This is a genomic window from Acutalibacter caecimuris, from assembly GCF_034335085.1.
GTDB lineage: Bacteria > Bacillota > Clostridia > Oscillospirales > Acutalibacteraceae > Acutalibacter > Acutalibacter caecimuris.
Genome location: NZ_JAWXXJ010000006.1, coordinates 52,634 through 62,449 on the forward strand (window position 1 = coordinate 52,634; position 9,816 = coordinate 62,449).

Sequence of the window (9,816 nt, forward strand, 5' to 3'; positions counted from 1 at the left end):
GGATGTGTGACTTTGATAATGTGCCTAAAATGGTCAACTACCTGGATATGACCAGGGAAAATGCCCTGCGGCTGGCCACCGTGGAGCGCTGGGAAAGAATGGCCAACCATTTCTGCAAAAAACATAACCGGGAAGGCGGGGATCGGCATGAATGAGAAAAACGGCATGAATGACAGCAAGCGTATGATCCTGGAACTGTTGGAGCAGGGCAAGGTTTCACAGGAGGAGGCCAACCGCCTGCTGGCAGCTTTGGAGGACGAGGAACCCGTTGGGGTGGAGGAGGCGGTAACGCCCCTGGTGACCATCAATGACAGCGGCAGCACCACCCATGTATACGCTGACGGCACTTTGGAGGCAACAGAAGGCCATGGCGCTCCCCATGCGGCGGACCATACAGGCGGTATCAAGCTGGTCCTTACGGACGAGGGCGTGGAAAACCTGCATACGGATATGGTAGGCGAACCGGCGCTGCCAACGCCCCCTACCCCACCCACGCCGCCTACGCCGCCTACGCCGCCCACCCCTCCTACACCGCCCACGCCGCCCACCCCTGGCGACCCGGCCGATCTTGACCGTTATCAGCAGGCCATGGATGCGGTGCAGGCCCGTTACCGGGAAAATATGGAGGCGTATCACCGGCAGATGGAGCAGCAGAGCGCCGATTATCAGCAGGATATGGCTGAGTACCAGCGAAGAATTGACCAATACCACCAAAAAGTGGCAGAGGCCCATGCCCAGGACGCTGCGCGCGCCGCCCACCATACCGCCCGGCACAGTTTCTGGCCCCTGACCGAGGAGGAATACGGCGAGATTTACGGCAACGCCTATGCGGCGGTATATGACCCCGCTTATGAAAAGCTTTACACCAAGTTCGGGCCCGGCGCCGAGGGTTTTCAAGAGGAAGTACAAAAGATCGCCCGCCAGGCCCAGGAGGCCGCCCAGGCTGCCGTAGAGGAGGCTTGCGCCAAGAAAGGGCAGTCCCAGGACACCTCGCCATACCAGTCCGGGCAGCATTCCGGCGGCTGGGGCGCCTGGCTGAACAATCTGGGCCGGGAAATAAACCAGGCCATGAACGGCATTGGCACGGAGATCGGCATTGACCTCAGCGAGGCCATGGCCGATGTGGCTGACACGGTTAGCGAACTGAAGGATTCCTTGCAGGAGATGGTAGAGGATTGGCAGGAGCAGCGCGAGGAAGAGTTAGAGGAGGAAGAGGAGGAAAGGGAAGAGGAAGATTTTCTGAACTTCGGCAGTGATGGCGCCCCGGACGCTAGCGTTCAAGGGGGCCCGGCGGGCGAAAGTTTTGAGGACGGTATGTTCGTCTACCGCTGTATGGCTGGGCTTAGCGCCATCGAAAAGCTGGAAATTGACTGGCCCTACGGCTCCGTTACCGTTGTGCCCTGGGAGGGCAACAGCGTGGAACTGGCCGAGTACAGCAAAACCCGGCTGGATGTGCATCAGCGGATGCAGATGGCCGTATCGGACGCGACGGAACTTACGGTGCGGTATCGGGCCAACCAGAAAAAATCCGGCTGGGGACTCGGCTCCCTGGGGATGAAGTCCAAAAAGCTGATTGTTCGGGTTCCCCAACAGCTTTGCGGGCAAGTAGAAGACCTGAAGGTCAAAAGCCTTTCCGGCACCCTGCTGATTTCCGGCCTTGGCGGCGAGGATTTCCAACTGAACAGTGTTTCCGGCACCTTGGTGTTGAAGGATCTCCAGGCCGAGGAACTGGATGCCCAAACCGTTTCCGGCACACTGCGGACATCGGATAATGTGTCCGCCGAAACGCTGAAACTGCACACGGTTTCCGGTACTGTGCTGGCCGAAGGTTTTTCTGCTGAATCCTGCGAACTCCGTACAGTTTCCGGCTCAGTGAAAGCCTGGGGCAATGCGGAAAACTTCAAGGTCAGCAGCACTTCCGGCAGTGTTGAACTGACGGTGGACCAGTGCCCGGAAGAGGCCAAATTCAGTGCGGTTTCCGGCAGCCTGCGCCTGATCCTCCCGGAAAACCAGGGCTTTACCGCCAAGTATAGTTCCGCTTCCGGCGGTTTCCACTCCGATTTCCCCGTTTCCACCAGCGGCACCCCTAAAAAAAGCAGCGCCACCTACGGCAATGGCAAAACCAAAATCAAGATGAGCACCACCTCCGGCAGCATGAAAATCCTCCGCCGCAAGGATTAATCCCCCCTTCCCCCCACACTTTTACCACTTGCAAAACCACCCGGCTTACTGTTTCCGGGTGGTTTTTTTGTTCCGGCTGGCGGGGTTGTTTTGCCTCCGGCGGACAGGGGCTCTGCCCCTGCACCCCGCCAAAGGAGCAAAGCCCCTTTGGAATCCCTATACCGCTATCTGCCTCTCTTTTACTTTTAACCCGTCTGCTCGACCGATAGCATAAACTTAACATCTTTTTTCTTTTTTTAAATATTCCTTTTTGCTGTTAGTTTCTTGATCGGCTATTAGAAGAATTTGAGATGGATGTTGTTTCGTTTTTTATATAATAAAAAAACGAAAAAAATTTCTACTGCTCTTGCTGGCTTTGGCAGGGAGATGGAGCGTTGGCCCATTGGCCGGGTCCAGGGACGGCCTTAGTCCCTGGTAGGGTTTGGGACGAAGTCCCAAGGTCTTATTAGCCGGCACCCCCGGAAGATCACACCAAAGAAAGAGCGCGCCCTCCAAGAGGAGGACGCGCTTTTTTTGCGGGGATGTTCCCGTTCAGGCTGGGGTACTTACACCAGCTCCAGGATAGCCATTTCGGCGGCATCGCCCCGGCGGGGGCCAAGCTTGGTTACCCGCGTATAGCCGCCGTTACGGTCGGCATACTGGGGGGCAATGGTATTGAACAGCTTAGCCGCGGCGCTCTCTTTGGTGACAAAGCTCATCACCAGGCGCTTGCTGTGCAAGTCATTGTTTTTGGCAATGGTAATCATCTTCTCGGCCAGAGCCTGCACCTCTTTGGCGCGGGTGGCAGTGGTTTCTATTTTACCGTTTTCAAAGAAGAACGTCACCATACCGCGCAGCATGGCGGTACGATGGGCTGTATTGCGGCCCAGCTTTCTGGTTCCCGGCATGATAATCCCTCCTATCTGTGGGTATTTATGCTATTCGTCGTCTTTTCGCAGGCTGAACCCCAGGGAGGCCAGTTTCCACACGACCTCTTCCAGGGATTTGCGCCCCAAATTGCGCACCTTCATCATATCGTCCTCAGACTTGTTAATCAGGTCCTCCACGGTATTGATGTTGGCCCGCTTGAGGCAGTTGAAGGAACGGACAGACAGATCCAGTTCCTCAATGGTCATCTCCAGCACCTTTTCCTTACCGCCTTCATCCTTTTCCACCATGATCTCCGTAGACTTGCCCTTATCGGACAGATCCACGAACAGATTTAGGTGGTCGGTAAGGACTTTAGCCGCCAGAGAAACGGCCTCCTGCGCATTGATTACCCCGTTGGTCCAAACCTCCAGGGTCAGCTTATCATAGTCGATGCTTTGGCCCACGCGGGTGCTCTCCACGTTGAAATTGACCTTGAGTACAGGTGTGTAAATGGAATCGACCGCAATTTCACCGATAACGCCCTCGGGCATATTCTGCTTGTTGCGCTCGTTCGAGACATAGCCCCTTCCCTTATCCAAGGTAAGCTCCATAAAAAGCTTAGCCCCATCGCCCAGGGTGGCAATGTGAAGGTCAGGGTTCAGCACTTCAACCTCGCTGTCCCCCTTAATAGACGCCGCGGTGACCTCGCAGGGCCCCTCCGCCGAAATCTCTACTGTTTTGGGCCCGTCGCAATAAAGCCTTGCCACAATACCCTTAATGTTCAGTATGATCTCGGTAACGTCCTCCTTTACCCCCGGGATAGTGGAAAATTCGTGCAGTACGCCGTCAATACGGATGGACTTGACAGCTACGCCCGGCAGACTGGAGAGCAGCACCCTTCGCAGGGAGTTGCCCAGGGTTGTGCCAAAGCCCCTTTCCAGTGGCTCTACCACAAACCGCCCATATGTGCCGTTTTCAAATGTTTCCGCAATTTCAATTTTGGGTCTTTCTATCTCAATCATCCGCGATCCTCCTCTACACAGGCAACGTAACGGCTGCTCCTATTCTCTATAACCGGCTGATTTTGTCATGGTCATATGGCCTGGTTCCGGCAGGGCAAGGCGCCCGGCCCAGCCTGGCAGGTGGGAATAACCACACAGCAAGGTGGCCCACAGGGTGCCCACAGCCGGCAGCATCAGGCTCTTACTTGGAGTACAACTCGACGATGAGGGTTTCATCCACTTCGAGATCGATCTCCTCGCGGGTAGGCAGCGCCGAAATAGTAGCCTGTGCATTAGCCGCGTCCACATCCACCCACTTGGGCGTGGGCTTGGCGGAGTTGGCCTCGATCACAGCCTTGAACTTATCGCTCTGGCGGCTCTTGTCCTTGATTGCCACGACCTCGCCGGGCTTGCAAAGATAAGAGGGGATATCCACCTTTTTGCCGTTTACGGTAAAGTGCCCATGCACCACCAACTGCCGGGCCTCTGCCCGAGAGCTGGCCCAGCCGCAGCGGTACACCACGTTATCCAGCCTGCGCTCCAGCAAAATCAGCAGGTTGTCACCGGCCTTGCCGGGCATGGTGGTGGCCATCTCATAGTAGTGGTGGAACTGGCCCTCCAGCACGCCGTAGAACCGGCGGGTCATCTGCTTGGCCCGCAACTGCATACCATATTCGCTGGCCTTTTTACGGCCCTGGCCGTGCTGGCCGGGGGCATAGGCACGGCGGGAAATGGCGCACTTATCGGTATAGCAGCGCTCGCCCTTCAAAAACAGCTTTTGGCCCTCGCGGCGGCACAGCTTGCAAACGGCCTCTGTATATCTTGCCATATTATCAGTAACCTCCTGTTATGGGTTTTTACACGCGCCGTCTTTTGGGCGGGCGGCAGCCGTTGTGGGGGATGGGGGTCACGTCTTTGATCATGCTCACGTCCAACCCGGCGGCCTGCAGGGCACGGATAGCGGCCTCACGGCCGGCGCCAGGCCCCTTAACAAATACCTCTACCGACTTCATCCCATGCTCCATGGCAATCTTCGCGGCGGTTTCCGCGGCAGTCTGGGCAGCAAAAGGGGTGGATTTACGGGAACCACGGAACCCCAGCTCGCCGGAGCTGGCCCAAGAAATGGCATTGCCCTGGGTATCGGTAATGGTAACGATGGTGTTGTTGAACGTAGACTGGATATGGGCAGCCCCGCGCTCGATATTCTTCCGTTCGCGGCGGCGGCGTACAGTACCTTTGGTAGTCTTTTGTGCCATTTGGGTGATCCCTCCTTACTTCTTCTTGTTGGCCATGGTCTTGCGGGGGCCTTTGCGGGTGCGGGCGTTGGTTTTGGTGCGCTGCCCCCGCACGGGCAAGCCCTTGCGGTGGCGCACGCCACGGTAGCAGCCAATCTCCACCAAGCGCTTGATGTCAAAGGCCACGTCCCGGCGCAGGTCGCCCTCCACATGGCAGTTCTTGTCAATATAATCGCGCAGTTTGGACGCGTCGTCCTCAGAGAGGTCCCGCACGCGGATGTCGGGGTCAACCCCGGTGGCGGCGCAGATATTGGTAGCGGTCTTGCGGCCGATGCCGTAAATATAGGTTAGCGCTATCTCAATGCGCTTATCTCTGGGCAGGTCAATACCGGAAATACGAGCCATATTATATGACCATTCCTTTCTTCAGTTTTGCGCGCAGCGGCCTTAGCCCTGCCGCTGTTTATGCTTGGGGTTGTCGCAAATGACCATGACCTTCCCCTTACGCTTGATGATCTTACATTTCTCACACATCTTCTTGACGGAAGGGCGTACCTTCATACTTCAATCACTTTCCTTTCTCACTGGGGGCGGGGGGCTTTTCCTTGCCCCCGGCAGCCGGTTTCATTCTGGAAGGTTGTAAGAACTTTTACATGGAAGAGGGCGCCGGCGCCCAGCCTTTTGTGAAAAGGCCCCGCCGGGAACCTTTCCGCCTGGCCGCCTTCCCCCTGCCGGTCCAGCTTACCGCTGCCCCCGAAGGGATAAAAGCTTACTAGGGTTTTATTTCGAGCGCCAGGTGATGCGCCCCTTGGTCAGGTCATAGGGGGACATCTCCATGGTGACCTTGTCACCGGGCAGGATGCGGATAAAATTCATGCGCAACTTGCCCGAGATATGGGCCAACACCGTGTGCCCGTTTTGCAACTCGACCTGAAACGTCGCGTTGGGCAGGGCCTCTTTTACTACGCCCTGCACCTCAATTACGTCCTGCTTTGACATAGATTGACCTCCGTATCATACGGCGGCGGTGTTTGTAACCCAACCCGCCTATGCCTTTCTTTCCCCCGGGAATGCACCCAGGGCTGCCCGTAGCGTTCGATTGGTGGCAAGGGCCTCTTCTGGCAGCACAGTGGCCGTAGGGGCTAAGTGGAGCAGCTTTTTGCGCTTAGGCCGCTCCAGGGGCCGTTGCTTGCCGTCGCACACCAGCGCCCAGGGGGGCGCAAGATCCACTATGGCCAAAAAGCGCCCCTTGTCCCTGCCCGCCTTGCTTTTTACAACCTGGCCGCGCGTTAGCTCCATGCCGGCCTCCTATTCGGGCAAGGTCAAAATGACCGGCCCGTTTGGGGTGATGGCTACCGTGTGCTCAAAGTGGGCCGAAAGGCTGCCGTCTTTGGTCACAACCGTCCAGCCGTCCGGTTTCACTTCAATCTCCCTGTGGCCCAGGTTGATCATCGGCTCTATGGCAATGACCATGCCTGCCGCCAACCGGGCGCCCCTGCCGGGCTTGCCGTAATTGGGGACGCTTGGGTCTTCATGCATCTTCGCACCTACTCCGTGGCCGCAAAATTCCCGTACCACCGAGTAACTGCGAGTTTCGACATACTCCTGCACCGCATGGCCTATGTCGCCCACCCGGTTGCCCGGCCGGGCCTGCTCAATGCCTTTCCATAGGGCCTGCTCGGTGGCGTCCAGTAAAGCCTGCGCCGAAGGGGCTATCTCCCCACAGGGGAAGGTCCAGGCATTGTCCCCGTGAAAGCCGCCTATGCAGGCCCCCACATCAATGCTGACAATATCGCCCCTTTTTAAAATAACGCCCTTTTGGGGTATGCCGTGGATGACCACATCATTTACCGAAATACAGGTGCTTGCGGGGTATCCCTCATAACCCAGGAAACTGGGCACGGCACCTTCGCTCTCAATATAATGCCGCACTTCTTTGTCGATCTCCCAGGTAGATACGCCGGGCTCAACCATACTGCCGGCCAGGCGCAGCGCCTTTTGAGAAATAACCCCTGCCTTCCGCATGGCGGAAAGCTCCCGGCTGGTTTTCAGCACGATCATGCCAAATCCTCCAGCGCCTCCAGCACCATACGGGTGGTGTCCTCCACCTTATCCTGGCCGTGCACAACCCGCAGCTTGCCCTGCTTGCTGTAGTATTCCTTCAGCGGCTCGGTTTGGGTGTGGTACACCGCCAGCCGCTCCTTTACGGTATCCGGGTGGTCGTCCTTACGCTGAACGAGGGTGCCGCCGCAAGCGTTGCAAATACCCTCTGCCTTGGGCTGCTTATACAGCACATGGTAAGAGGAGCCGCACTTTTCGCAGACACGGCGTCCGGACATCCGGGTTACGATATCCTCGTCGGCCACTTCAATATCCAGCACAACGTCAATACCGGCGCCCATCTTGTCCAGAGCCTCGGCCTGGGGGATGGTCCTGGGGAAACCGTCCAGGATGAACCCGTTCTGGCAGTCCTCCTGTACAATGCGGTCTTTAATGATGCCGATGAGGATCTCGTCGGGCACCAGTTGGCCGCTTTCCATATAAGCCTTTGCCTTTAGGCCCATCTCCGTGCCGTTCTTCAGCGCCTCGCGCAGAATGTTCCCCGTTGAGATGGTGGGGATCTTTTTGTTCTCGCAGATTACTTCCGCCTGGGTGCCCTTGCCGGCGCCCGGCGCGCCTAACAGAATCAGTTTCATACCGTCATCTCATCCTCTCTTCTATAATGGCGGGGGCTGCCGGCGGGGGGATCCCCGCTCAGCCTCGCCTGTTACCATTAGTCCAAAAAGCCCTTGTAGTGGCGCATCATCATCTGGGACTCCAACTGCTTGACCGTTTCCAGGGCAACGCCTACGATAATGATGATCGAGGTGCCGCCAATGGAGAGCCCGTACATCCCCGTAACATTGGTGAAAATAATGGGGATAAGGGCCACAAAGGCCAGGAACAGGGCGCCAATCAGTGTGACTTTGGAAAGGATTTTGGCAATGAACTCCGCCGTGGGTTTGCCCGGGCGCAGGCCAGGGATCGTGCCGTTGCTCTGGCGGAGGTTATTGGCCATTTCCAGCGGGTTATACTGGACAGACATATAGAAGTAAGCAAACATGATGATCAGCAGGAAATACAGGATGGTGTACAGCCAGCCTGTGTTGGAGAAAGCATCCATAAACGCTTTGCCAAAGCCCTCGGTGGGGTCCCAGAACACCTTGATGAACTGGGGGATGCTCAAAATGGCGCTGGCAAAGATGACCGGCATAACGCCGCTCATGGCCACCTTCACGGGCATATAGGTGCTCTGCCCGCCGTACATTTTGCGGCCCACCACTTTTTTCGCATACTGTACCGGGATACGCCGCTCGGCCTCGTTCATAAAAACGATGACCCAAATGACCACCAGGAACAGCGCGATGAACAGCGGGGCCAGCACCAGGTACTGCCCGCTGGTAGAGGGGCTGGTAAGCCCCAACTGGAAATACTGCCACACACCCCCAAAGGTAACGGGCAACCGGGCCACAATGCCCGCGAACAGGATCATGGAAATACCGTTGCCGATACCCTTTTCGTTGATCTGCTCGCCCATCCACATGATCAGGGCCGTGCCGGCGGTAAAGGTCAGCACAATCACAATGCCCACAAAAACCCCGGCAAACCCGTCGGTTATCTTCACAATACCCGCGTTAGACCGCAGGTAGAAGTAGTAAGCAATGCCCTGTATAAGCCCCAAAGCTACCGTAACATAACGGGTAATGGTGGCAATCTTCTTGCGGCCGCTCTCCCCTTCTTTGGAGAGGCGCTCCAGCGCCGGTATGGCAATAGTCAACAACTGCATGATGATCGAGCTGTTGATATAGGGCGTAATGCCCATAGCAAACAGGGATGCGTACGAAAAAGCGCCGCCGGTCAGCATATTGATATACCCCAGCGCCGTATTTTCGCCCGCTGCGGCCATCAGGTTAGAGAGGGCCGAGGCATCCAGGAAAGGCACCGGGATCACCGAGCCAAACCGGAACACCACAATAATCAGCAGGGTGTACAGCATCTTTTTGCGCAGGTCCGGGATGCGCCAGGCGTTCTTGATCGTGTTCAGCACGTCAGACCACCTCGGCTTTCCCGCCTGCGGCCTCTATTTTGGCTTTAGCCGCTTCGGAAAAAGCGTCTGCCTTAACCGTCAGTTTCTTGGTCAGTTCGCCGCCGGAAAGGATCTTCAGGGCGTCGCCGCTCTTCTTCAGCACACCGGCGTCCAACAGCGCCTGCACGGTTACCTCGGCGCCATCCTCAAAACGGTTCAAGCTGCCTACATTGACGGAAACGACCTCTTTGGCGAAGATATTGTTAAAGCCCCTCTTGGGAATACGCCGCTGCAAAGGCATCTGGCCGCCTTCAAAGCCGGGACGCATCCCGTGGCCCGCCCTGGCTTTCTGGCCCTTATGGCCCTTGCCCGCGGTCTTGCCATTGCCAGAGCCATGGCCCCGGCCGATGCGCTTGGCCTCCTGGGTAGCGCCGGGCACAGCCCTAAGCTGGTTGAGTTTCATCTTCACGCACCTCCTCTTCTT

The 9,816-nt window shown here is 57.1% G+C and carries 14 protein-coding genes; 2 read left to right on the top strand and 12 right to left on the bottom strand.

Going from position 1 to position 9,816, the window contains the following annotated elements; genetic code table 11:
* Positions 1 to 2 precede the first annotated feature (2 nt).
* Positions 3 to 155, top strand: coding sequence for a hypothetical protein (locus U8U01_RS05390; RefSeq protein WP_322172336.1), 153 nt, complete (start codon positions 3 to 5; stop codon positions 153 to 155).
* Positions 148 to 2,181 carry a DUF4097 family beta strand repeat-containing protein gene (locus tag U8U01_RS05395; protein ID WP_322172338.1) on the top strand — a complete coding sequence of 678 codons (2,034 nt, stop codon included), beginning with the start codon at positions 148 to 150 and terminating at the stop codon, positions 2,179 to 2,181. Before U8U01_RS05390 ends, U8U01_RS05395 begins: the two co-directional genes overlap by 8 nt.
* Before the next feature lie 545 nt (positions 2,182 to 2,726).
* Here U8U01_RS05395 and rplQ read toward each other — a convergent pair.
* The 12 genes from rplQ to rplO form a co-directional block, all read right to left on the bottom strand.
* Positions 2,727 to 3,068: a 50S ribosomal protein L17 gene (rplQ, locus tag U8U01_RS05400; RefSeq protein ID WP_322172339.1), complete on the bottom strand. Its 342-nt coding sequence runs from the start codon at positions 3,066 to 3,068 to the stop codon at positions 2,727 to 2,729.
* 30 nt (positions 3,069 to 3,098) lie between these two features.
* The gene (locus U8U01_RS05405; RefSeq protein WP_322172341.1) at positions 3,099 to 4,052 is read right to left on the bottom strand and encodes a DNA-directed RNA polymerase subunit alpha; all 954 of its coding nucleotides are present in this window, start codon (positions 4,050 to 4,052) and stop codon (positions 3,099 to 3,101) included.
* Between the two features lie 181 nt (positions 4,053 to 4,233).
* Positions 4,234 to 4,860 (bottom strand): 30S ribosomal protein S4, encoded by a 627-nt coding sequence (gene rpsD / locus U8U01_RS05410; protein WP_322172343.1) that lies wholly within the window; start codon positions 4,858 to 4,860, stop codon positions 4,234 to 4,236.
* Positions 4,861 to 4,888: 28 nt separating this feature from the next.
* Complete coding sequence (gene rpsK, locus U8U01_RS05415) at positions 4,889 to 5,287, bottom strand: 30S ribosomal protein S11 (protein WP_322172345.1); 399 nt, start codon at positions 5,285 to 5,287, stop codon at positions 4,889 to 4,891.
* Positions 5,288 to 5,302: 15 nt separating this feature from the next.
* Complete coding sequence (rpsM, locus tag U8U01_RS05420; RefSeq protein WP_066537806.1) at positions 5,303 to 5,671, bottom strand: 30S ribosomal protein S13; 369 nt, start codon at positions 5,669 to 5,671, stop codon at positions 5,303 to 5,305.
* 42 nt (positions 5,672 to 5,713) lie between these two features.
* Positions 5,714 to 5,827, bottom strand: a complete 114-nt coding sequence (rpmJ, locus tag U8U01_RS05425) for a 50S ribosomal protein L36 (protein ID WP_016404088.1) — start codon at positions 5,825 to 5,827, stop codon at positions 5,714 to 5,716.
* Between the two features lie 219 nt (positions 5,828 to 6,046).
* Positions 6,047 to 6,265 carry a translation initiation factor IF-1 gene (gene infA / locus U8U01_RS05430; RefSeq protein ID WP_066862280.1) on the bottom strand — a complete coding sequence of 73 codons (219 nt, stop codon included), beginning with the start codon at positions 6,263 to 6,265 and terminating at the stop codon, positions 6,047 to 6,049.
* Positions 6,266 to 6,313: 48 nt separating this feature from the next.
* On the bottom strand, positions 6,314 to 6,565 hold the full coding sequence (locus U8U01_RS05435; RefSeq protein ID WP_322172347.1) for a KOW domain-containing RNA-binding protein: 252 nt from the start codon (positions 6,563 to 6,565) through the stop codon (positions 6,314 to 6,316).
* A gap of 9 nt (positions 6,566 to 6,574) precedes the next feature.
* On the bottom strand, positions 6,575 to 7,327 hold the full coding sequence (map, locus tag U8U01_RS05440) for a type I methionyl aminopeptidase (RefSeq protein ID WP_322172348.1): 753 nt from the start codon (positions 7,325 to 7,327) through the stop codon (positions 6,575 to 6,577).
* Complete coding sequence (locus tag U8U01_RS05445) at positions 7,324 to 7,962, bottom strand: adenylate kinase (protein WP_322172350.1); 639 nt, start codon at positions 7,960 to 7,962, stop codon at positions 7,324 to 7,326. Before U8U01_RS05445 ends, map begins: the two co-directional genes overlap by 4 nt.
* A gap of 77 nt (positions 7,963 to 8,039) precedes the next feature.
* Positions 8,040 to 9,353, bottom strand: a complete 1,314-nt coding sequence (gene secY / locus U8U01_RS05450) for a preprotein translocase subunit SecY (protein WP_322172352.1) — start codon at positions 9,351 to 9,353, stop codon at positions 8,040 to 8,042.
* 1 nt (position 9,354) lies between these two features.
* A complete protein-coding gene (rplO, locus tag U8U01_RS05455; protein WP_322172354.1) occupies positions 9,355 to 9,795 on the bottom strand; it encodes a 50S ribosomal protein L15 in 441 nt (146 codons plus the stop codon).
* Positions 9,796 to 9,816 lie beyond the last annotated feature (21 nt).

Coding starts and splice junctions, on each gene's coding strand:
- U8U01_RS05390 (WP_322172336.1), top strand. CDS start 3: ATGTGTGACTTTGATAATGTGCCTAAAATGGTCAACTACCTGGATATG.
- U8U01_RS05395 (WP_322172338.1), top strand. CDS start 148: ATGAATGAGAAAAACGGCATGAATGACAGCAAGCGTATGATCCTGGAA.
- rplQ (WP_322172339.1), bottom strand. CDS start 3,068: ATGCCGGGAACCAGAAAGCTGGGCCGCAATACAGCCCATCGTACCGCC.
- U8U01_RS05405 (WP_322172341.1), bottom strand. CDS start 4,052: ATGATTGAGATAGAAAGACCCAAAATTGAAATTGCGGAAACATTTGAA.
- rpsD (WP_322172343.1), bottom strand. CDS start 4,860: ATGGCAAGATATACAGAGGCCGTTTGCAAGCTGTGCCGCCGCGAGGGC.
- rpsK (WP_322172345.1), bottom strand. CDS start 5,287: ATGGCACAAAAGACTACCAAAGGTACTGTACGCCGCCGCCGCGAACGG.
- rpsM (WP_066537806.1), bottom strand. CDS start 5,671: ATGGCTCGTATTTCCGGTATTGACCTGCCCAGAGATAAGCGCATTGAG.
- rpmJ (WP_016404088.1), bottom strand. CDS start 5,827: ATGAAGGTACGCCCTTCCGTCAAGAAGATGTGTGAGAAATGTAAGATC.
- infA (WP_066862280.1), bottom strand. CDS start 6,265: ATGTCAAAGCAGGACGTAATTGAGGTGCAGGGCGTAGTAAAAGAGGCC.
- U8U01_RS05435 (WP_322172347.1), bottom strand. CDS start 6,565: ATGGAGCTAACGCGCGGCCAGGTTGTAAAAAGCAAGGCGGGCAGGGAC.
- map (WP_322172348.1), bottom strand. CDS start 7,327: ATGATCGTGCTGAAAACCAGCCGGGAGCTTTCCGCCATGCGGAAGGCA.
- U8U01_RS05445 (WP_322172350.1), bottom strand. CDS start 7,962: ATGAAACTGATTCTGTTAGGCGCGCCGGGCGCCGGCAAGGGCACCCAG.
- rplO (WP_322172354.1), bottom strand. CDS start 9,795: ATGAAACTCAACCAGCTTAGGGCTGTGCCCGGCGCTACCCAGGAGGCC.